This is a genomic window from Paracoccus bogoriensis (assembly GCF_019431455.1).
Taxonomy (GTDB): domain Bacteria; phylum Pseudomonadota; class Alphaproteobacteria; order Rhodobacterales; family Rhodobacteraceae; genus Paracoccus; species Paracoccus bogoriensis.
The window spans coordinates 91512-112852 of sequence record NZ_JAHYSR010000002.1 but is presented as its reverse complement, the minus strand read 5'-3'; the positions used below and the strand labels follow the sequence as shown (position 1 = coordinate 112852).

Here is a 21341-nt window from a genome sequence, read left to right as displayed (position 1 = left end):
TCAATGCTTCGGCTTGTTCTTGTGCGGCGCCCAGAGACGCTTGTTGGTCAGATACAGCAGCACCGTCAACAGAATCAGGAACAGAACCGACACAAGCCCGACCTGCTTGCGTTCCATCATCTTGGGTTCGGCAGTCCACATCAGGAAGGCCGCAACATCCAGCGACATCTGCTCGACCGTGGCCGGCGTGCCGTCCTCATAGGTCACGCGGTCATCCGACAGCGGGGGCGCCATGCTGATCCATCCGCCCGGAAACGCGGTGTTGCCATAATACAGCGTGCCCGCCTCTTCCTTCTCCTGTCCGGTATAGCCCGTCAGAAGCGAATAGATGTATTCCGGGCCGCCGATGCCGCGCACAAGCTGATTGATCCCGGTGCCATAGGGACCGTGAAAGCCCGCACGCGCCTTGGCCATCACCGAGAGATCCGGGCCCATGCCCGCACCCTCGATACTGGGGAAGTGGTCGGTAGGGACGCGCGGACGCTCTTCGCCCAAGGCAGGGTCGAAGATCGGCAGCAACTCGGCTGCATAGGCACGAACCTGGTTTTCAGGCAGGCCGGGGCCGTTCCGGTCCGACAAGGTGCGGATCGGAACGAATTCCAGGCCGTGGCAGGCGGCACAGACCTCGGTATAGACCTGAAGGCCACGCTGAAGCTGGAACTGGTCAAAGCGGCCGAACGGGCCCTCGAAGCTGAAGGCAACATCCTCGGTATGGCCGTAATAGCTGCCGCCGCCATAGGGATCGACCGCTTCCTCGTCGGCGCCCGGATCGAGGGCTTCCTCGATACCGGTTTCCAGACGGGCATGATCCTCGACGGCGGGCACCGCCTCGGTCGTCTCAACGGGAACAACGGATTCCCCGCCCGCAGACAGGCCGACCGCATCGGCCCCGGCTGCGGCTTCGTCGATGGGCGCTTCTTCCTCTGCAGCCGCGTCTGCCGCCGCGTCCTCAGCAGGGGCTTCGGTCGCCTCTGCCTCGGCCGTGGGGGCTTCGGTCGTCTCGGGTGAGGCGACGAAGTTCGTGCCTCCGGCCCCCATGGCGGGGGCATCGGCCGGGGCCGTCATCGGAACGGTCGTGCTGTCCTGCGCCCAAGCCAGCCCGCCGGCAGAGATCGTCAGCGCCAGAGCCGCCGTGAGCGTCTTTGTTCTCAGGGTCATTCCTAGGCTCTCCTTATTCGGCCGGTGTCGCCTTGGCGCCGTAATGCGCGTTGAAGTCTTCCTCGATCGTGGCCGGGACGGGATCGGGTTTCTCGATCACGCCAAGCAATGGCAGGATCACGAGGAAAAAGGCGAACCAGTAGGCCGACCCGACCAGCGCGATGTAGGGATAGATCCCCTCGGCCGGCATGGCGCCGACCCACATCAGCAACATGAAGTCCGCGGCCAGCAGCCAGAACCACCATTTGAACATCGGGCGATAGCGGCCCGAGCGGACCCGCGACGTGTCCAGCCAGGGCGCAAGCGCCAGGACCAGAATCGCGCCGAACATCGCCAACACGCCGAAGAACTTGGCGTCAACGATGCCGAAGGTGAGGAACTGGACCAGCTGCACCAGCCAGACATCGCCGTCGAAGGCGCGCAGGATGGCGTAGAAGGGCAGGAAATACCATTCCGGCACGATATGGGCCGGCGTCACCATCGGGTTGGCGGGAATGTAGTTGTCGGCATGGCCCAGATAGTTCGGCATGAAGCCGACGATGGCGAAGAAAACGACCAGGATCAGCGCCAGGGCGAACAGATCCTTGATCACGAAATAGGGCCAGAAGGGCAGTGTGTCGCGCGCGGCCTCTTCCTTGCTGGACCGGCGCACCTCGACCCCGGTGGGGTTGTTGTTGCCGGTCGTGTGGAAGGCCCAGATATGCACGATCACCAGGCCCAGGATCACGAAGGGCAACAGATAATGCAGCGAGAAGAACCGGTTAAGCGTCGCATTATCGACCGCCGGTCCGCCCAGAAGCCAGGTCTGGATAGCCTCGCCCACGCCGGGAATGGCGCCGAAGAGGCCGGTGATCACGGTCGCGCCCCAGAAGGACATCTGACCCCAGGGCAGCACGTAGCCCATGAAGGCCGTGGCCATCATCAGCAGGTAAATCAACATGCCGATGATCCAGGTCACTTCGCGCGGGGCCTTGTAGCTGCCGTAATAGAGGCCCCGGAAGATGTGCAGATACACCGCCACGAAGAACAGCGAAGCGCCGTTCGCGTGCAGATAGCGCAGCATGTAGCCGCCATTCACGTTGCGCATGATGTGCTCGACGCTGGCGAAGGCCAGATCGACATGCGGCGTGTAATGCATCACCAGCACGATGCCGGTAACGATCTGAAGCACAAGGCAGAACACAAGGACGATGCCCCAGATCCACATCCAGTTCAGGTTCTTGGGCGTGGGAATCATCAGGGTGTCGTAAAGCAGCCCCGCCACCGGAAGGCGGCGGTGCAGCCAGCGCTCGAACCCGGACTTGGGTTCGTAATGATCGTGCGGAATTCCGGCCATCGGTCCCCCCTCAGCCCAGCTGGATGGTGGTGTCGTTCAGGAACGACGCCACGGGAATGTGCATGTTTTGCGGCGCGGGACCGCGACGGATGCGCCCGGCCGTGTCGTAGTGGCTGCCGTGGCAGGGACAGAACCAGCCGCCGAAATCGCCCGCGCCGTCACCGATCGGGACGCAGCCCAGATGGGTGCAGACGCCGATCTGGACCAGCCATTCGCCTTCGGCATCAAGCGTCCGGTTCTGGTCGATCGCAGGCTCGTTGTCGCCAATATTCGGGTTCTGCGCGTTCTGGTCCATCAGTTCGTTCAACTGCACTGCGCGCGCCGCCTCGATCTCGGCGGGGGTGCGGCGGCGGATGAACACGGGCTTGCCCAGAAACAGCACGGTGATCTGCGAACCCGGAGCGACGCCGCTGACATCGACCTGGATCGAGGCAAGCGCCTGCACATCGGCCGACGGGTTCATCTGATTCACAAGCGTCCAGGCGGCGGCACCGGCGGCCACCGTGCCTGCGCCCGCCGTGGCATAATAGAGGAAATCCCTCCGGGTGCCTACGTGGTCATCTGCGTGGGACACGGGTCATACTCCAATTCGGGCCTCAAATCTTGGCCGATACGACATTCCGGGCCGCGTCCGAACGCAGCCTTCGCGCAGGCGGTTCTAGCGTTCAAATCCGTGTCAGTCCAGATGATAAGCCCGCAAGCGGCGTCGCAAATCGCCGCATCCGCTGGACCGTCGGCCATCGCCTGCGTCCAGGATGCAACGTGCTGTCGCAGCCATCTTGCCGGCTCGGCCAGGGTGACAGGTGGCTCGCCTCAGAGCAACCCCTCCGAACGAAAGCTCAGTTCGCGCGACTTGCCGATGATCAGATGGTCGTGGACGGTGATTCCCATGCTTTCGGCCGCCTGAGCGATGCGGGCGGTCATGGCGATGTCGGCATCCGAGGGTGTGGGATCACCTGAGGGATGATTGTGCACAAGGATCAGCGCCGAAGCATTCAATTCCAGCGCACGTCGGATCACCTCTCGCGGATAGACGGGGACATGATCGACCGTGCCGCGCGCCTGTGCTTCGTCGGCAATCAGGATGTTCTTTCGGTCCAGGAACAGGACGCGGAATTCCTCGATCTCGCCATGCGCCATGGCGGTATGACAATAGTCCAGAAGCGCTTGCCAACCGGACAGGACCGGACGGTGCATCACCCGGGCGCGCGCCATTCGTTGCGCCGCGGCCTCGACGATCTTCAATTCGGTGACGACTGCGGGACCGACGCCATCGACCTGTTGCAGGCGCGCCGGAGGAGCGGTAACGACGCGGTTGAAATCGCCGAAAACCTCGATCAGGCGACGGGCAAGGGGCTTTACATCCTGTCGCGGAATGGCCCGGAACAGGACAAGTTCAAGCATCTCGTAATCCGGCAGCGCGGCAGCCCCGCCCACCATGAAGCGTTCGCGCAGCCGTGCCCGGTGATCGGCCAGATACGAGGGCGGGCGCCTGCCCCCGGTCGGGGGCCGCGCCACGTCATCGGGGGCTGGCGCGAAAAGGGGCAGGGGCATTTCAGCGAAGGCGCGATTCTGGTCCATGCCGCAAGCATGGCAGAAAGACCGTAAAGAAATCGCTAACGCCTAACGGGTCATGCCTTCCCAGAAATGCCGGACCTTGTCGAAGAAGCCCTCGGATTGAGGGCTGTTACCGCCGGAACCGGCGGCCTCGAACTCGCGCAGCAGCTCCTTCTGGCGCGGCGACAGGTTCACCGGCGTCTCGACCGTCAGCTCGATCAGCATGTCGCCGAAATCGCCGCCCGCGCCGGGACCGTGGCGCAAGGGTGGCATCCCCTTGCCGCGCAGGCGCATCTGACGGCCCGACTGGCTGCCCGCAGGCACCTTGACCCGAGCCCGGCCTCCGTCGATGGTCGGCACCTCGACCTCGCCGCCAAGCGCGGCGGTCGCCATGCTGACCGGAACCTGACAGGCCAGCATCTTGCCCTCGCGCAGGAAAATCTCGTGCTGGGCCACCTCGACGAAAATATAGAGATCGCCCGAAGGCCCACCGCGCAGACCGGCCTCGCCCTCGCCGGCCAGGCGGATGCGCGTGCCTGTCTCGACGCCGGCAGGGATGTTCACCGACAGCGTGCGTTCGCGTTCCACCCGGCCCGCCCCGTGGCAGGCCTTGCAGGGGTTCTTGACGATCTGCCCCGCACCGCCGCAGGTCGGGCAGGTGCGTTCCACGGTAAAGAAACCCTGCTGCGCCCGGACCTTGCCCATGCCCGCGCAGGTAGGGCAGACGGCGGGTTGGGACGCGCCCTCGGCCCCGGTGCCTTGACATTCCTCGCAGATGACCGAGCCTCGAACGGTGATGACCTTCTGAACGCCGCGATAGGCCTCTTCCAGCGTGACACGCAGATTGTAGCGCAGATCCTGGCCGCGTTGGGCACGCGACCGCCCGCCGCCGCCGCGGCGGCCCATCATGTCGCCGAAAAGATCCTCGAACACATCCGCGAAAGCCGCACCGAAATCGCCCGGATGGCCGCCGCGCGCGCTACCGAATCCACCGCCGCCACCCTCGAAGGCCGCGTGGCCGAAGCGGTCATAGGCGGCCCTCTTCTGATCGTCCTTGAGGCAATCATAGGCCTCGTTCACCTCCTTGAACCGGGCCTCGGCTGTGGCGTCGTCCTTGTTGCGGTCGGGATGCAGCTCCTTGGCCTTGCGGCGATAGGCTTTCTTGATCTCGTCCGCCGAGGCGCCGCGGCTGATCCCGAGCACCTCGTAGTAGCAACGCTTGCTCATCTGTCGTCCTGTTCAGCAATCCCCAACGAACAAGCCGGCCCGCTGATGCGCGGGCCGGCCCTTCTCGGGTTCGCGGCCCGGATCAGCCGCGCTTCTTGTCTTTGCCCAGATCCTCGAAATCGGCGTCCACGATGTCATCGTCCACGCTGCGCGGATTGTCACCTTTATCGTCAGAGCCGTCCTCGGCGCCCTGCTGCGCCTTGTAGATCGCCTCGCCAAGACGCATCGAGGCGTCCATCACGTTCTGGATGCCCGAGCGGATCTTGCCGGCATCGTCGGACTTGACCGCTTCCTCCAGCGCACCGAGCGCCAGTTCGATCGCCTCGACGGTCGAACCATCGACCTTGTCGCCATGCTCTTCCAGCGACTTGCGGGTCGAATGGATCAGGCTTTCGGCCTGGTTCCTGACCTCGACCAGTTCACGGCGGGATCGGTCGGCCTCGGCATTCTGCTCGGCATCCTTGATCATCCGCTCGATCTCTTCGTCGGTAAGACCGCCCGAGGCCTGGATGGTGATCTTCTGCTCCTTGCCGGTGCCCTTGTCCTTGGCGCTGACCGAAACGATGCCGTTGGCGTCGATGTCGAAGGTCACCTCGATCTGAGGCATACCACGCGGCGCGGGCGGGATGTTTTCCAGGTTGAACTGGCCCAGCAACTTGTTGTCTGCGGCCATCTCGCGCTCACCTTGGAAAACGCGGATCGTCACCGCGTTCTGGTTATCCTCGGCGGTCGAGAAGATCTGCGACTTCTTGGTCGGGATCGTGGTGTTGCGGTCGATCAGGCGGGTAAAGACCCCACCAAGCGTTTCGATCCCCAGCGACAGCGGCGTCACATCCAGCAGCACGACATCCTTCACGTCACCCTGCAACACGCCAGCCTGGATCGCCGCGCCAAGCGCCACGACCTCGTCGGGGTTCACGCCCTTGTGCGGCTCCTTGCCGAAAAACTCGGTCACTTCCTGCACAACCTTGGGCATCCGGGTCATGCCGCCGACCAGAACGACCTCGTCGATGTCGGATTTCGAGCAGCCGGCATCCTTCAGCGCCTCTTGCACGGGCTTCATGGTGCGCTTGATCAGGTCGGCCACCAGGCTTTCCAGCTTGGCGCGGGTCAGCTTGACAACAAGGTGCAGCGGGGTGCCGCTGTTCTTGTCCATGCTGATGAAGGGCTGGTTGATCTCGGTCTGGGTGGACGAGGACAGTTCGATCTTGGCCTTTTCGGCCGCTTCCTTCAGGCGCTGCAGCGCCATCTTGTCGCCGGTCAGATCGACGCCATGCTCTTTCTTGAACTCCTCGGCCAGGTAATTGACGATGCGCATGTCGAAGTCCTCGCCGCCGAGGAACGTGTCCCCGTTGGTCGATTTCACCTCGAACAGGCCGTCGTCGATTTCCAGGATGGTGATGTCGAAGGTGCCGCCGCCAAGGTCATAAACGGCGATGGTCTTGCTGTCCTTCTTGTCCAGGCCATAGGCCAGCGCGGCGGCCGTCGGCTCGTTGATGATTCGCAGCACTTCGAGGCCCGCGATCTTGCCCGCGTCCTTGGTGGCCTGACGCTGCGCATCGTTGAAATAGGCCGGAACGGTGATGACCGCCTGGGTGACGGGCTCGCCCAGATAGCTTTCGGCGGTTTCCTTCATCTTTTGCAGGATCATCGCGCTGACCTGCGCGGGCGAGAACTTCTCGCCCTTCACCTCGACCCAGGCGTCGCCATTGCCGCCATCGACAATGGCGTAGGGGACGAGCTTCTTGTCCTTTTCGACGGCTTCATCGTCGATCCGGCGGCCGATCAGGCGCTTGACCGCAAAGATCGTATTGGCGGGGTTCGTGACCGCCTGACGCTTGGCGGGCTGGCCGACCAGACGCTCGTTATCCGTAAAGCCCACGATCGAGGGCGTGGTGCGGGCGCCTTCGCTGTTCTCGATGACCTTGGGCTGGCTGCCGTCCATGATCGCGACGCAGCTGTTCGTGGTGCCGAGGTCGATGCCGATGACTTTGGACATAGTTCTTAACCTTTCTTGCGGCGATGTTCAGGCTTCGGGTCCGTTGCGGCCCCCAAGGCCCGATCCCTTGATTTGGTCCCGGCTCTGCCGGAATGGCTTCGCGGCTGTATATAGGGATGGATTTCAGGCCCGCAAGCAGCGGCGAGTCCGCTTGTTACTGCATCGCGCCCCAGCTGGCGGATTCGTACTTGCGGGTGGTGAAGTTGATCAGCAGGCCGATCATCAGCGCCCCGATCGAGAACCACAGCGGATAAAGCAGCACGGTGCGGTGCGGCGCGTAGTTGATGAAGAGGAAACCCCGTTGCTGGTCGATCAGGTGAAACAGCGGGTTCCAGATGAACCAGGGCAGGATGAAGCCGGGAATCGTGTTGGCGACAAACATCTTGCCCGAGGCGAACATGTTGATCCGCTGATAGAAGATGGTCAGCGTGGCCGCCAGGGCCGGCGCCCAGGGCTTTATGCCCAGAAAGATGATTCCGACAGAGACACCGGAAAACCACGCCAGCAGGAACAGGGCTGCCGCCCCGACCGGGTCGTAAATCGAGATCGGTGCAAAAGCCAGATGGTATGTGGCCAGCACCGTCAGGCAAACGATCGTCTGGCGGTAGAGCACCGACAGGGCTGCTGCCGAAATCAGGATAGCGGCGTTCAATGGCTCGTGCTTGACCAGCGCCGACGAGATGGAGTGGCTGTTTGCGACCTGCCCCGCCGTCTGCACATGAGTCATGAAGATGAAGATGCCCGACATGATGTAGAGCATGAAATCGCCGCGGATCGGCGATGTGCGGACGCCGATCAGCAGGAACAGGGTCATCAGAACCACGATCATGATCAGGCTTTGCATCATCGTCAGCAGCAGACCGACCAGCGCGTTGCGGTGCTGCGTCCGCAGCTTGTAAACGGTCTGGTGATAGATCAGCGCCAGGGTGGCGAAGCTCGCCTCCAGCATGTTTCGGTTATGGCGCTGCTTGAACATGCGTCGTTCCTTCGATGCCCGGCCGCCGCTCAGCCGCGGATCGGGCGGGCATGTGCCGCGCCTGATGCTTGCCGTAGGGCTTGCAGGCCATCATAAGGGGGCGCAAGCGGCCATACAATCTGCGCAGAGCCCACGCTTGCCCGCCGGACCCGCGCCTCGAAAGGAAACTGGATGCAATTTGATCGTCTGACCTCGGAAATGCGCCGTCTGGCCCTGCTGGCCGGCGACCGGATCATGGAAATCTACGGCTCGGACGATTTCGAGACGCGCGCCAAGTCGGATGATTCGCCCGTGACCGCAGCCGACGAGGCGGCCGATGCCTTGATTTCGGAGGGTCTGCGCGCGGCCTTTCCCGACATCCCCCTGGTGACCGAGGAACAGGCCGAGACGCATGGCCAGAGCCTCGACAGCTTTCTGATCGTGGACCCGCTGGACGGGACCAAGGAATTCGTGCAGCGTCGCGGCGATTTCACCGTCAACATCGCCTATGTCGAGAACGGCGTTCCTGTGCGCGGCGTCGTCTATGCGCCGGCCAGGGGTCGGCTGTTCTACACCACCGCCGACGGCCGTTCGGTCGAGGAAAACGGCCCCTTCGGCGCCGAACCGGGCGAAACACACCCCATCGGCGTCAACGCGACGCCAGACAATCGCGCGCTGATGGTCGTGGCCTCGAAATCGCACCGCGACGCGGCGACGGATGAATATATCGCGCGCTATGGCGTGCGCGACATGACCAGCGCGGGCAGCTCGCTGAAGTTCTGCCTTGTGGCCACGGGCGAGGCGGATCTCTACCCCCGGCTGGGCCGCACGATGGAATGGGACACGGCGGCGGGCGACGCGGTGCTGCGCGGCGCGGGCGGCAAGGTCGTGCGCTTCGACGATCACAAGGCGTTGACCTACGGCAAGCCCGGCTTCGAGAATCCGTTCTTCATCGCCTACGCGCCGGGCGTCCTGTTGGTGAAGGGCTGATGTCGGTCGTTATCGTCATTCCCGCGCGTCACGCCTCCAGCCGCTTTCCCGGCAAGCCTCTGGTCGAGTTGCGCGGCGCAGGCGGCGAGGCCCGCAGCCTGATCCGCCGCAGCCACGAGGCCGCCTTGGCCGTGCGCGGCGTGGACCGGGTCGTCGTGGCGACCGACGACGACCGCATCCGCGATCACGCCCAGGGCTTCGGCGCCGAAGTGGTGATGACCAGCACTGATTGCCGCAACGGCACCGAACGCTGTGCCGAGGCGATCGAGCGCATGGGCATCGCGCCCGAGATCGTCATCAACCTTCAGGGCGATGCGCCGCTGACCCCCGCCTGGTTCGTCGAGGATCTGATCGCGGGCCTTCGCGCAGCCCCGGATGCCGAGATCGCCACCCCGGTCCTGCGCTGCACGGGCAGGATGCGGGCGGACCTGATCGCCGACCGCCGCGCGGGCCGGGTAGGCGGGACGACCGCGGTATTCGGGCAGGGGGGAAGGGCGCTTTATTTCTCGAAAGAGGTGATCCCCTTCGCGCCGGGCAGCTTCGGGGAAGACCAGCCCAGCCCGGTCTTTCACCATGTCGGCGTTTACGCCTATCGCCCTGCGGCGCTGGCCGCCTATCGCGGCTGGCCCGAAGGTGCGCTGGAACGGCTTGAGGGACTTGAACAACTGCGTTTCCTCGAACAAGGGTGCCACGTCCTTTGCGTCGAGGTCGAAGCGCGCGGCCGACAATTCTGGGAACTCAACAACCCCTCGGATGTTGCTCGTATCGAAAGAATGATGGCCGAAATGGGTCAGTCCTGAACAGAGCCGTGTTGCTGCGGTGCAGAATGAGACATCGCCGTGAAGTATTCGCGCCATTTCAAAGGAATCTCTTGGCGACTATCCGCTTGGGGCGTAAACTCGGACTGTATTCGGTTGCCGCCGGAATGATGCTGTCGCAGCATTTTCCGGATTGTCAGAATGAAAGAGGTATCTCTCCATGGGCCGCAAGGTTACGAAAGCCATCTTCCCCGTAGCCGGACTCGGCACACGATTTCTGCCAGCAACGAAAAGCATCCCGAAAGAGATCCTGTCGCTGGTTGACAAGCCTCTGATTCAATATGCCATCGACGAGGCGCGGGCGGCTGGCATCAAGGAATTCATCTTCGTCACCTCGCGCGGCAAGGGCGCGCTGGAGGATTATTTCGACCATGCCCACGAGCTTGAGGCGAATCTCAGAAAGGCAGGCAAGGACAAACTGCTGGAGGTTCTTCGCAGCACCAACATGGATTCCGGCGCGATCGCCTATATCCGCCAGCACAAGGCGCTTGGCCTTGGCCATGCCGTGTGGTGCGCCCGGCGGCTTCTGTCGGATGACGAGCCCTTTGCTGTCGTCCTGACCGATGATGTGATCCAGGGCGAGCCGCCCTGCCTTCAGCAGATGATCGAAGCCTATGGCGAGACCGGCGGCAGCATGGTCGCCACGATGGAGGTCGCTTCCGACAAGGTATCGTCCTACGGCGTTCTGGACGTGGCCGAGGATATGGGCGCCATTGTCCGCGCCAAGGGCATGGTCGAGAAGCCAAAGGCAGAAGACGCGCCCTCGAACCTTGCCGTGATCGGCCGCTACATCCTTGCGCCCTCGATCATGAAGAACCTCAACAAGCTGAAGCAGGGCGCCGGTGGCGAGATTCAGCTGACCGATGCCATCGCCGACGAGATCGAGGCCGGACGCAACGTCTATGGCCTGCGCTTCCGTGGCCAGCGCTTCGATTGCGGCTCGAAGGCCGGGTTCCTGCAGGCGACCGTGGCCTTTGGTCTGGAACGCGACGACCTCAAGGACGAATTCGCCGAATACCTGTATCAGGTCATGGCGATGCGCCGCGCGGCAGAATAGCGATGGGCGACCATGTTCTTGTGACCGGCGGCGCCGGTTATATCGGCTCGCACGCGTGCAAGGCTCTGGCGGCGGCGGGTCATGTGCCTGTCACGCTGGACAATTTCTCGACCGGCTGGCGTGATGCCGTCCGCTTCGGCCCGGTGGTCGAGGCCGATCTGATGGACCGCGCCGCGCTGGATGCTGCCTTTGCCGAATGGAAACCGGCCGCCGTGCTGCATTTCGCGGCGCTGAGCCAGGTCGGCGAGGCAATGGCCCATCCCGGCAAATACTGGCGCAATAATGTGTCGGGCTCGTTGAACCTGATCGAGGCGGCCGTGGCGGCCGGCTGCCTCGATTTCGTCTTTTCCTCGACCTGCGCGACCTATGGCGACCGCGATGGCGAGGTTCTGGACGAGGACACACCGCAAGCACCCCTGAACGCCTATGGCGCCAGCAAGCGCGCGATCGAGGACATGCTGGTCGATTTCGAGGCCGCGCATGGCCTGCGCCATGTCATCTTCCGCTATTTCAACGTGGCCGGGGCCGATCCCGAGGCCGAGATCGGAGAGTTCCACCGCCCCGAGACGCATCTGATTCCGTTGATCCTGGACGCGGTTGATGGCAAGCGCGCGGCGTTGACCATCCACGGAACCGATTATCCCACGCCCGACGGCACCTGCATCCGCGACTACGTTCATGTGATGGACCTGGTCGATGCTCATGTGAAGGGCTTGGAATGGCTGCGCGCGGGCAACGGCAGCCGGGTTTTCTGTCTGGGCACAGGCGACGGGTTCTCGGTCCGCGAGGTGGTCGAGGCCACGCGCCATGTCACCAACCGCGAAGTTCCGATGGTCGATGGCCCCCGCCGGGGCGGCGACGCGGTCAAGCTGGTCTGCGGCAGCCAGCGCGCCAGGTCGGAACTGGGCTGGAGCCCGGATCGCTCGACGATGAAACAGATGATCACCGACGCTTGGCGCTGGCACCAGACGGGCCATTACAAGGCGTGACCGCCGCCGGGGCGCTGTGGTGGGCGATGCGGCTGCGCTGGAAACGGCGCAAGCTGTTGTGGCGCGCCTGGCGTGCGGCGCGCGATCTGCGGCCCATCGCCGACCGCACAGCGTCGATCAGGCCGGAAAGCATCCTGGCCTTTGCGACGATCCGGAACGAGATCAACCGCCTGCCCGACTTTCTGAGCCATTACCGCGCGCTTGGCGTCGATCATTTTCTGATTGTGGACAATGGCAGCAATGACGGCTCGGTCGCCTATCTGAGGGGCCAGCCGGACGCGTCCATCTGGCATTGCGAGGGCGGCTATCGGGCCTCGCGTTTCGGCATGGATTGGCTGATGGCGCTGCTGTGGCGGCATGGCCACGGGCATTGGTGCGTCACCGTCGATGCCGACGAATTGCTGATCTATCCCGGCCACGAAAGCCACGACCTGCGCGCCCTGACCCGCCATCTGAATGCCGAGCGGATCGAGGGCATCGGCGCACTGATGCTGGACCTCTACCCCACCGGCCCGCTTGGCACGACCGATGCACCAGACGACGCGCCGCTGACCGCACGCCTGCCCTGGTTCGATGCCGGGCCGCATCGCATCAGGCGGATCCTGCCGCGCCGCAACCTGTGGGTGCAGGGCGGTGTGCGCGACCGGGTCTTCTTTGCCGACCGTCCGGAACGCGCGCCGACGCTGAACAAGCTGCCGCTGATCCGCTGGCGGCGGGGCATGGCCTATTTCAACTCGACCCATTCGATGCTGCCGCCAAGGCTGAACCTGCTCTGGGACGGGCCGGGCGATCCGCGCCTGTCCGGCGTGCTGCTGCACAGCAAGTTCCTGCCCGAGATCGTCGAGAAATCCGCCGAGGAGCTATACCGGGCCCAGCATTTCGTCGATCCGGCGCCCTATCGCGTCTATCACGGCCGCCTGACCGAAAGGCCGGTCCTGCACGGCCCGGAATCGGTTCGATTCCGCGACTGGCGACAGATGGTTGATCTGGGATTGATGGGCCGGGGCAACTGGGCCGGTGCGATCGGTCAGGATGGCAGCGATTAGGTCTTGCCAATCAAGCCGGTGCCGAACATTGCTTGGATCATGAGGTTCAACCGTTCCGCCGCCCTCCCGCGCAGGAGATGATGTTTCGTTCGCAAGCCGCACCCTTCGTGGATCGTCTGAGACGACGATCAGAGCGACAATATCTTGTCGCCCGGGCGATCAATCGGCGGCGCGTGCTCAAATCCGTGGTGAACAGGACCGGGCGCATCCGCAAGGGCGACATCCTGGCCTTTGTCACATTGCGCAACGAAAAGGCGCGGCTACCCTATTTCCTCGATTATTACCGCAAGCTCGGGATCAACCATTTCCTGTTCGTCAACAATGACAGCAATGACGGCAGCGGCGCCTATCTGAGCGAACAACCCGACGTGTCGCTGTGGTGGACCAAGGCCAGCTACAAGAAATCCCGCTTTGGTATGGACTGGATGAACTGGCTGCTGATGCGCCATGGCAACGGTCATTGGTGCCTGACGGTCGATCCCGACGAATTCTTCGTCTATCCCCATTGCGACAGCCGCCCGCTTGCCGCACTGACAAGCTGGCTGGACAGTTCCGGGCGGCGGTCCTTTCCGGCGATGCTTCTGGATCTGTATCCCAAGGGCCAGATCGACGAGCAGCCCTATACCGAGGGCGCGGACCCCTTTGCCATCGCGCGCTGGTTCGACCCGGCGAATTACACGATCAGCAAGAACGCCTATTACGGCAATCTGTGGATTCAGGGGGGCCCTCGCACCCGCGCCTTCTTCACGGATGATCCGCTGGCCAGCCCGGCGCTGAACAAGATCCCGCTGGTGAAATGGTATTGGCGCTATGCCTATGTCAGTTCGACCCACATGTTGCTGCCGCGCAGCCTGAATCTGGTCTATGACGAGGATGGGGGCGAACAGGCTTCGGGCTGCCTGCTGCACGCCAAGTTCCTGTCGCTGTTCGCCGACAAGTCTGCCGAGGAACTGGATCGCGGCCAGCACTATGCCAACAGCCGCGAATACAAGGCCTATCACGCGGGCCTGCGCGGACGCGGCACCGATCTGTGGTGCAGCGAGTCGCGCGAATATACGGGCTGGCGCCAGCTCGAGGATCTGGGCCTGATCTCGCGGGGGAACTGGGCATGACCGCGCCCGCGAGCGCCCCGGTCCGGCTTGGCGTGGTGATGCTGTGCCATTCCGATCTGGACATGGCCGCCCGCATGGCACGCATCTGGGTCGAGGGCGGAGCCCGCATGGCGATCCATGTCGATGCCAAGGCCAGCCCCAGGGCGATGCGCAGAATGCGCGCGGCTTTGGCCGATCTGCCCCAGGTGATCTTTTCGCGCCGCCACCCCTGCGAATGGGGCCGCTTCAGCCTGGTGCACGCCACGCAAGAGGCCGCCGAGGCGCTGCTGGCGGCGCATCCCGACCTGACCCATGTCTATCTGGCCTCGGGATCCTGCCTGCCGCTGCGCCCGATCCGCGACCTGATCGCCTATCTGGCCCAAGATCCAGAATGCGACCACATCGAATCGGTCAATGCGCTGGATGTCGGCTGGACGGTGGGCGGATTGAACGAGGAACGCTTTACCCTGTTCTATCCGCTGGACTGGCGGCGGCGGCGCTGGCTGTTCGACCGGCTGGTGGAACTGCAGCGGCGTCTGGGGATCCGGCGGCGCATCCCGAAGGGGATCACCCCGCATCTGGGTTCGCAATGGTGGTGTCTGACCGCCGCAACCCTGCGCGCCATCCTGCACGACCCGCGCCGCAGCGAATTCGACCGTTATTTCCGGCTGACCTGGATTCCCGACGAAAGCTATTTCCAGACGCTGGCCCGGCGCCATGCGATCCGCATCGAAAGCCAGTCGCTGACGCTGGCCAAGTTCGACCACGAAGGCAGGCCCTACCAGCTTTATGACGATCACATGCTGCTGCTGGAGGAATCGCGCTGCTTCGTGGCGCGCAAGGTCTGGAAGGGCTCGACCGGGTTGATGGAACGCTTTCCGCGGCCGGCCGGGCCGCAGGTCGATCAAACCCCGCCCCAGCCCCAGCATTTCGAGCGCCTGATCAATCGCACCGTGCGGCGCAGATTGCTGGGGCGGCCCGGTCTCTACATGCAGAGCCGCTTTCCGCGCAAGGATTGCGAAAACGGCAAGACTTCGGCACCTTATGCGATCTTTCAGGGCTTCAGCGACATCTTCCCGGAATTCGAGACCTGGCTGGCGGCCCGTATCGAGGCCGATGTCCATGGTCATCTGCTTGGCGCCGAAATGGTCGAATTCTCGGGCCGTCCCGAAATAGGGCCGGGCGCGATCTCATCCATCCCGCAGATCCGCGACCGCGACCCGCAAGGCTTCCTGACCGCGTTGATCCGGGTGACAAACCGGATGCAGGTCTTTCAGTTCAGCCCGCGCGACAATCAGAACCTGAACTGGTTCATGGCGACCGACCCCAATGCGCAATTCCATGTGGTGACGGGGGCGTGGATGCTGCCGCTGCTGGATTGCGACATGCCCTTTGACGACATCCGCCGGATCAGCGCCCAGCTGCAACGGGCCGAAGTGAAGCAGCTCGACGTGCTGAACTCGGTCTGGGTCAAGGCGCGCGTGCAGATCCACGAACTGAACGACTTCATGGCCCGCCCGCAGGCGATCCTGAACTCGGCGCTGCAACAGCTTCAGGTTCCCGTCCGCCCCGCCGACGACATGCCGCGGATGCGCAACACCGCGGGGCTGCCCGCCCTGCTGCGCCAGCTTCGCAATTCCGGCCTGCGTCCCCGCCTGACGGGCGAGGGGCTGGAGCTTCCCGAACAAAGCCTGACCAAAAGGACGGCCGCAGAATGACCGAAGCCTTCCGATCCTTCGTGATCTTCGCCGAGATGCGCACCGGCTCGAACCTGCTCGAGGCGACGCTGAACGCCATCAAGGGCGTCACCTGCTTCGGCGAGGCGTTCAATCCCTACATGATGGGTTGGCCCGACAAGGACGAATTGCAGGGCATCACCCGCGAACAGCGCGAGGCGGACCCGATGGTCCTTTATCGCAAGCTGATGGAGCGGCCCGGCCATCTGCCCGGCTTCCGCTATTTCCACGACCACGACCCCCGCGTCTTCGACCGCATCATCGAAGACCGGAGCTGCGCCAAGATCGTGCTGACCCGTAACCCGCTGGACAGCTATGTCTCGACCCGGCTGGCTTGGGAAACGAATCAGTGGAAGCTGAACGAAACCGAAACCCCGATCCCGGCCGCCATCACCTATGACGGCACCGAATTCCGCGAGATGCTGACCGCGATCGAGCGGTTCCAGCGCCGCGTCCTGCACCGGTTGCAGGTCTCGGGGCAGTCGGCCTTCTGGCTGGGATACGAGGATCTGCGCGATGCCGAGGTGATGACCGGCCTTGTCCACTGGTTGGGGCGCACCGATGTTGCGCGGGTCGAACCGGCGCGCGATCAGGTGCCGCAGAACCCACGCGAACTGGCCGACAAGGTCCGCAATTTCGACGAGATGCAGCACGACCTCAGGACGTTGGACCCGTTCATGCTGCGCCGCGTGCCGAATTTCGAGCCGCGCCGCGGCCCTTCGGTGCCCGGCTTCATCGCGGTGGAATCGGGACGCGGCTTGCTGCACATGCCGATCAAGGGCGGCCCGCAGGGCGTGGCCGACTGGCTGGCCCGCCTGGACGACTTGCAGTCGGGCTTTACCCAGACGACCTTGCGCCAATGGAAGCGCAAGCATCCCGGCCATCGCAGCTTCACCGTCCTGCGCCACCCGCTGTTTCGCGCATGGTCGGCCTTTGACCACCTGATGACCGAAGCCCCGCCCGAGATCCGGCAGGCGATGCGCGATGTCCAGCGCGTCGCCCTGCCCGCCGATGGCGACCTGCCGGGCCTGTCGCAGGACAGAAGGCTGGAATTGTTCGAGGCATTCCTGGACTTCCTGCGCCGCAACCTGAACGCCCAGACGACGCTGCCGACCAGCCCCTATTGGGCCAGCCAGTCCGAGGTGGTTGCGGGCTTCGCGCGCTTTGTCTCGCCCGACATGATCCTGCGCGAGGAACGGCTGACCGACGACCTGCCCGCACTGATCGACATGGCCGGCATCCGCAATCCCAGGTTGCAGCATCTCAGGCCGGAACCGATGCCCGATTTCCTGCGCCAGAAGCCCCTGTTTCAGGCCGCCAGACGGGCCTATCTGCGCGACTATATCGCCTTTGGCTTCGAGGATTAGCCCTCGACCCCGGTCCAGCCCTGTTCCACAACCGCCTCCATCGCGACATAGCTTGACGTGGCGGTGACATGGGGCAGGGCCGAGATCTGTTCGGCCATGATGCGGCGGTAATCGGCCATGTCGCGCGACCGCACCTTGAGCAGATAGTCGAAGCCGCCCGCGATCATGTAGCATTCCTCGACCGCCTCGATGGCGCGGACGGCGGCGTTGAAGGCCTCCAGCGCCTTTTGGCGGGTGTCGGACAGGCGCAGTTCGACATAGGTCACATGGGTCAGCCCCAGCTTCAGCGGCGACAGCATCGCCCGATAGCCGGTGATCAGCCCCGCCTCTTCCAGCGCGCGGATGCGACCTGCGACCGGGGTCTTTGACAGGCCGACCTTGCGCGCCAGCTCCGTGACCGGGATTCGCGCATTCGCCACCAGTTCCGACAGGATGCGGCGGTTGATCGGGTCCAGAAGCTCATTCATCGCGAATTCCCTTGCCGATGGTTCATCGGACTACAGATTAGCGCATCTTTGGTCACAAAGACCATGAAAGCTGCCGTATCATGGCGCAATCATCCCGGAGCCGCGCCATGACCGATCTGAAAGCCCTTGGATCCGCCGCCAAATTCGCCCCCGAAGCCGCGATCCTCGACCGGCTGGTGGCCGAGGCCGCCCTGTCCGCCGAGACCCGCGCGCGCATCAGCGCCAATGCCGCCGATCTGGTGCGCCGCATCCGCGCGCAATCACGGCCCACGATGATGGAGCACATGCTGGCGGAATACGGCCTGTCCACCCGCGAGGGCATCGCGCTGATGTGCCTGGCCGAGGCGATGCTGCGCGTGCCCGACCGCGTGACCATCGACGCGCTGATCGAGGACAAGATCGCGCCCTCGGACTGGGGCAGGCATCTGGGCGAAAGCGCCTCGAGCCTGGTGAACGCCTCGACCTGGGCGCTGATGCTGACGGGCCGCGTGCTGGATGATCCGCAGCCTGGCATCGCGGGCACGCTGCGCGGCGCGATCCGCCGTCTGGGCGAGCCGGTGATCCGCGCCGCCATGCAGCGCGCCATGCGCGAGATGGGCCGCCAGTTCGTGCTGGGCCAGACCATCACCGACGCCCTGTCGCGCGCCCGCACGCTGGAGGCCAAGGGCTACAGCTACAGCTACGACATGCTGGGCGAGGCCGCGATGACGCGCGAGGATGCCGACCGTTACGCCCGATCCTATTCCCACGCCATCACGGCCATCGCGCAATCCTGCGACAAGGGCGATGTGCGTGCCAATCCCGGCATCTCGATCAAGCTGTCAGCGCTGCATCCCCGCTATGAGGTCGCGCAAGAAGCCCGCGTCATGGCCGAACTGGTCCCCGTTGTGCGCGATCTGGCCCGCGCGGCGCGCGCCGCCGACATGGGCATGAACATCGACGCCGAAGAGCAGGACCGCCTGACCCTGTCGCTGAAGGTGATCCAGGCCGTGCTGTCCGATCCCGAACTGGCGGGCTGGAACGGGTTCGGCGTGGTGGTGCAGGCTTATGGCAAGCGTGCGGGCGCGGTGATCGACTGGCTGCACGCGCTGGCCACCCGTCTGGACCGCCGCATCATGGTGCGTCTGGTCAAGGGCGCCTATTGGGATACCGAGATGAAGCGCGCCCAGGTCGAGGGCCATCCCGATTTCCCGCTTTTCACCTCCAAGACGGCGACCGATGTCAGCTACATCGCCTGCGCGCGGAAGCTGATCGCCCATGCCGACCGCATCTATCCGCAATTCGCCACACACAACGCCCATTCGGTCGCGGCGATCCTCGACATGGCCAAGGGCGTGGATTTCGAATTCCAGCGCCTGCACGGCATGGGCGAGCGCCTGCACGACATCGTGCGGACCGATCACGGCACGCGCTGCCGCATCTATGCCCCGGTCGGCGCGCATCGCGATCTGCTGGCCTATCTGGTGCGCCGCCTGCTGGAGAACGGCGCGAATTCCAGCTTTGTCAACCAGATCGTCGATGAGACCATCGCCCCCGAGGACATCGCCCGCGATCCCTTCGACGCGCTGCCGACCGCCCGCGCCCCGCAGGCGCTGAAGGCCCCCGCCGCGATCTATGGCGAAGGGCGCGTCAATGCGCAGGGTTTCGACCTGACCGCCGATGACGTGCTTGCCCGGATCGAGGATGCCCGCCAGATCGCGCTGGACGACGCCGCCCCGATCACGCTGCGCCCGGCCACAGGCCCGCGCCGCCCGGTCGTGAACCCCGCCACCGGCGCGGTCCTGGCCCATGTGACCGAGGCCGATGCCGAGACCGTCGCCCGCGCCATCGAGGATGCCCGGACCTGGGATGCCCCCGCCGCCGAACGCGCGCAGGTTCTGCGCCACGCCGCTGACCTTTACGAAGCACAGTTCGGACCGATCTTCGCCATCCTCGCCCGCGAGGCCGGCAAGACCGTGAACGACGCCGTGGCCGAACTGCGCGAGGCGGTGGACTTCCTGCGCTACTACGCCCAGCAGGGCGAGGCCCGCAGCGACGCCCCGCGCGGCATCATCACTGCGATCAGCCCATGGAACTTTCCGCTGGCCATCTTCACCGGCCAGATCGCGGCCGCGCTGATGGCCGGGAACGCGGTCCTGGCCAAGCCCGCCGAACAGACGCCGCTGATCGCCGCCTTCGCCGTGCGCCTGCTGCACAAGGCCGGCGTCCCGGCCTCGGCGCTGCAATTGCTGCCGGGCGACGGCGCCACGGTCGGCGCGGCGCTGACCCGCGATCCGCGCATCGGCGGCGTGGTCTTCACCGGCTCGACCGAGACCGCCCGCCGCATTGCCCACAGCATGGCGCAGCACATGGTCCCCGGCACGCCGCTGATCGCGGAAACCGGCGGGCTGAACGCGATGATCGTGGACAGCACCGCCCTGCCAGAACAGGCGGTGCGCGACATCGTCGCCTCCAGCTTCCGCTCGGCGGGTCAGCGTTGCTCGGCCCTGCGCTGCCTTTACGTTCAGGAGGACATCGCCGACCACGTCATCGCGATGATCCGGGGTGCGATGGATGAACTGACCGTGGGCGATCCCTGGCATCTCTCGACCGATGTCGGCCCGGTCATCGACCCCGAGGCGCGGCAGGGCATCATTGACTGGATCGAGGCGCAGCGCGCCCGCATCCTGCACCAGCGCGCCGCCCCGCAGGACGGCTGCTTCGTCCCGCCGACCCTGATCCGCGTCGCAGGGATCGAGGAACTGGAACGCGAGATCTTCGGCCCCGTCCTGCATGTCGCGACCTTCCGCGCCGCCGACCTGCCCCAGGTGATCCAGGCGATCAATGCGCGGGGCTACGGGTTGACCTTTGGCCTGCACAGCCGCATCGACAGCCGCGTGCAGAAGGTGGCCGATGCGGTTCATGCCGGCAACCTCTACGTCAACCGCAATCAGATCGGCGCGACGGTCGGCAGCCAGCCCTTCGGCGGCGAGGGGCTCTCGGGCACCGGCCCCAAGGCGGGCGGCCCGCTTTACCTGACGCGCTTCTTCGCGCCCGAGCTGCCTGAAAGGGGCCGCGACTGGACGACCCGCGACGATCCGGCCCGCCTTGCCGGCCTTTTGGGGCGGGCCAATGGGCGAATCGTGTCGGAAACCCTGATGCCCGGCCCGACCGGAGAGCTGAACCGCCTGACCCTGGCGCCCCGCGCACCGGTCCTGTGCCTTGGTCCCGGCGCGGCCGCGGCCGCGGCACAGGCCCAGGCCGTGCGCGCCCTTGGCGGCGAGGCGGTCGCGGCAAGCGGCCAAGTTGCAGCCGATGCGCTGACCGACCTGCCCGGTCTCTCGGCGGTTCTGTGGTGGGGTGACGAGGCGACGGCCCGCGCCATGGCGATGGCGCTTGCCCGACGCGAAGGCCCGCTGGTCCCGCTGTTGACGGCAATGCCCGATCAGGCGCATGTCCTGCATGAACGGCATCTGTGCGTGGACACGACCGCTGCGGGCGGCAACGCGGCCCTTCTGGCGGACTAGGTCGCTGCCGGTCCTGACGTGCAGCCAGCGCGGCAGCGTCTG

The 21341-nt window shown here is 64.8% G+C and carries 17 protein-coding genes; 9 read left to right on the top strand and 8 right to left on the bottom strand.

The window, feature by feature from the left end; translation table 11 throughout:
* The 7 genes from KY389_RS15240 to KY389_RS01535 form a co-directional block, all read right to left on the bottom strand.
* The gene (locus KY389_RS15240; protein WP_425517132.1) at positions 1-786 is read right to left on the bottom strand and encodes a cytochrome c1; all 786 of its coding nucleotides are present in this window, start codon (positions 784-786) and stop codon (positions 1-3) included.
* A 385-nt stretch (positions 787-1171) separates the two neighbouring features.
* The gene (petB, locus tag KY389_RS01560) at positions 1172-2494 is read right to left on the bottom strand and encodes a cytochrome b (RefSeq protein ID WP_219828965.1); all 1323 of its coding nucleotides are present in this window, start codon (positions 2492-2494) and stop codon (positions 1172-1174) included.
* Between the two features lie 10 nt (positions 2495-2504).
* A complete protein-coding gene (gene petA / locus KY389_RS01555) occupies positions 2505-3068 on the bottom strand; it encodes a ubiquinol-cytochrome c reductase iron-sulfur subunit (protein WP_219828964.1) in 564 nt (187 codons plus the stop codon).
* Positions 3069-3307: 239 nt separating this feature from the next.
* A complete protein-coding gene (gene radC, locus KY389_RS01550) occupies positions 3308-4075 on the bottom strand; it encodes a RadC family protein (protein ID WP_219828963.1) in 768 nt (255 codons plus the stop codon).
* 42 nt (positions 4076-4117) lie between these two features.
* Complete coding sequence (dnaJ, locus tag KY389_RS01545; RefSeq protein ID WP_219828962.1) at positions 4118-5278, bottom strand: molecular chaperone DnaJ; 1161 nt, start codon at positions 5276-5278, stop codon at positions 4118-4120.
* Between the two features lie 82 nt (positions 5279-5360).
* A complete protein-coding gene (gene dnaK / locus KY389_RS01540) occupies positions 5361-7277 on the bottom strand; it encodes a molecular chaperone DnaK (protein WP_219828961.1) in 1917 nt (638 codons plus the stop codon).
* A 154-nt stretch (positions 7278-7431) separates the two neighbouring features.
* Complete coding sequence (locus tag KY389_RS01535; RefSeq protein WP_219828960.1) at positions 7432-8253, bottom strand: ABC transporter permease; 822 nt, start codon at positions 8251-8253, stop codon at positions 7432-7434.
* Positions 8254-8424: 171 nt separating this feature from the next.
* Here KY389_RS01535 and cysQ point away from each other — a divergent pair, with 171 nt between their 5' ends.
* The 8 genes from cysQ (at position 8425) to KY389_RS01495 (ending at position 17326) form a co-directional block, all read left to right on the top strand.
* Positions 8425-9222: a 3'(2'),5'-bisphosphate nucleotidase CysQ gene (gene cysQ, locus KY389_RS01530; protein ID WP_219828959.1), complete on the top strand. Its 798-nt coding sequence runs from the start codon at positions 8425-8427 to the stop codon at positions 9220-9222.
* Positions 9222-10022, top strand: a complete 801-nt coding sequence (locus tag KY389_RS01525) for a 3-deoxy-manno-octulosonate cytidylyltransferase (protein WP_219828958.1) — start codon at positions 9222-9224, stop codon at positions 10020-10022. The genes cysQ and KY389_RS01525 overlap by 1 nt, the downstream gene beginning before the upstream one ends.
* 178 nt (positions 10023-10200) lie before the next feature.
* Complete coding sequence (galU, locus tag KY389_RS01520) at positions 10201-11097, top strand: UTP--glucose-1-phosphate uridylyltransferase GalU (RefSeq protein WP_219828957.1); 897 nt, start codon at positions 10201-10203, stop codon at positions 11095-11097.
* Between the two features lie 2 nt (positions 11098-11099).
* A complete protein-coding gene (gene galE / locus KY389_RS01515) occupies positions 11100-12086 on the top strand; it encodes a UDP-glucose 4-epimerase GalE (protein WP_219828956.1) in 987 nt (328 codons plus the stop codon).
* Positions 12050-13132, top strand: a complete 1083-nt coding sequence (locus KY389_RS01510; RefSeq protein WP_343222882.1) for a glycosyltransferase family 2 protein — start codon at positions 12050-12052, stop codon at positions 13130-13132. Before galE ends, KY389_RS01510 begins: the two co-directional genes overlap by 37 nt.
* Positions 13133-13212: 80 nt before the next feature.
* Complete coding sequence (locus KY389_RS01505; protein ID WP_219828955.1) at positions 13213-14244, top strand: glycosyltransferase family 2 protein; 1032 nt, start codon at positions 13213-13215, stop codon at positions 14242-14244.
* Complete coding sequence (locus tag KY389_RS01500) at positions 14241-15941, top strand: beta-1,6-N-acetylglucosaminyltransferase (protein ID WP_219828954.1); 1701 nt, start codon at positions 14241-14243, stop codon at positions 15939-15941. The genes KY389_RS01505 and KY389_RS01500 overlap by 4 nt, the downstream gene beginning before the upstream one ends.
* Positions 15938-17326 carry a sulfotransferase family 2 domain-containing protein gene (locus KY389_RS01495; protein WP_219828953.1) on the top strand — a complete coding sequence of 463 codons (1389 nt, stop codon included), beginning with the start codon at positions 15938-15940 and terminating at the stop codon, positions 17324-17326. The genes KY389_RS01500 and KY389_RS01495 overlap by 4 nt, the downstream gene beginning before the upstream one ends.
* On the opposite strand, the gene KY389_RS01490 is transcribed toward KY389_RS01495, so the two are convergent.
* Complete coding sequence (locus KY389_RS01490; RefSeq protein ID WP_219828952.1) at positions 17323-17793, bottom strand: Lrp/AsnC family transcriptional regulator; 471 nt, start codon at positions 17791-17793, stop codon at positions 17323-17325. The two genes, KY389_RS01495 and KY389_RS01490, sit on opposite strands and share 4 nt — an antisense overlap.
* Before the next feature lie 107 nt (positions 17794-17900).
* Between KY389_RS01490 and putA the strand changes: the two genes are divergently transcribed.
* A complete protein-coding gene (putA, locus tag KY389_RS01485) occupies positions 17901-21299 on the top strand; it encodes a bifunctional proline dehydrogenase/L-glutamate gamma-semialdehyde dehydrogenase PutA (RefSeq protein ID WP_246587877.1) in 3399 nt (1132 codons plus the stop codon).
* Positions 21300-21341: the final 42 nt, after the last annotated feature.

What these genes read in the sequence shown, in the direction of transcription:
- KY389_RS01505 (WP_219828955.1), top strand. Translation starts at nt 13,213, where the DNA reads ATGTTTCGTTCGCAAGCCGCACCCTTCGTGGATCGTCTGAGACGACGA.
- dnaK (WP_219828961.1), bottom strand. Translation starts at nt 7,277, where the DNA reads ATGTCCAAAGTCATCGGCATCGACCTCGGCACCACGAACAGCTGCGTC.
- petB (WP_219828965.1), bottom strand. Translation starts at nt 2,494, where the DNA reads ATGGCCGGAATTCCGCACGATCATTACGAACCCAAGTCCGGGTTCGAG.
- KY389_RS01500 (WP_219828954.1), top strand. Translation starts at nt 14,241, where the DNA reads ATGACCGCGCCCGCGAGCGCCCCGGTCCGGCTTGGCGTGGTGATGCTG.
- galE (WP_219828956.1), top strand. Translation starts at nt 11,100, where the DNA reads ATGGGCGACCATGTTCTTGTGACCGGCGGCGCCGGTTATATCGGCTCG.
- cysQ (WP_219828959.1), top strand. Translation starts at nt 8,425, where the DNA reads ATGCAATTTGATCGTCTGACCTCGGAAATGCGCCGTCTGGCCCTGCTG.
- putA (WP_246587877.1), top strand. Translation starts at nt 17,901, where the DNA reads ATGACCGATCTGAAAGCCCTTGGATCCGCCGCCAAATTCGCCCCCGAA.
- KY389_RS01535 (WP_219828960.1), bottom strand. Translation starts at nt 8,253, where the DNA reads ATGTTCAAGCAGCGCCATAACCGAAACATGCTGGAGGCGAGCTTCGCC.
- galU (WP_219828957.1), top strand. Translation starts at nt 10,201, where the DNA reads ATGGGCCGCAAGGTTACGAAAGCCATCTTCCCCGTAGCCGGACTCGGC.
- KY389_RS01490 (WP_219828952.1), bottom strand. Translation starts at nt 17,793, where the DNA reads ATGAATGAGCTTCTGGACCCGATCAACCGCCGCATCCTGTCGGAACTG.
- dnaJ (WP_219828962.1), bottom strand. Translation starts at nt 5,278, where the DNA reads ATGAGCAAGCGTTGCTACTACGAGGTGCTCGGGATCAGCCGCGGCGCC.
- KY389_RS01525 (WP_219828958.1), top strand. Translation starts at nt 9,222, where the DNA reads ATGTCGGTCGTTATCGTCATTCCCGCGCGTCACGCCTCCAGCCGCTTT.
- radC (WP_219828963.1), bottom strand. Translation starts at nt 4,075, where the DNA reads ATGGACCAGAATCGCGCCTTCGCTGAAATGCCCCTGCCCCTTTTCGCG.
- KY389_RS01495 (WP_219828953.1), top strand. Translation starts at nt 15,938, where the DNA reads ATGACCGAAGCCTTCCGATCCTTCGTGATCTTCGCCGAGATGCGCACC.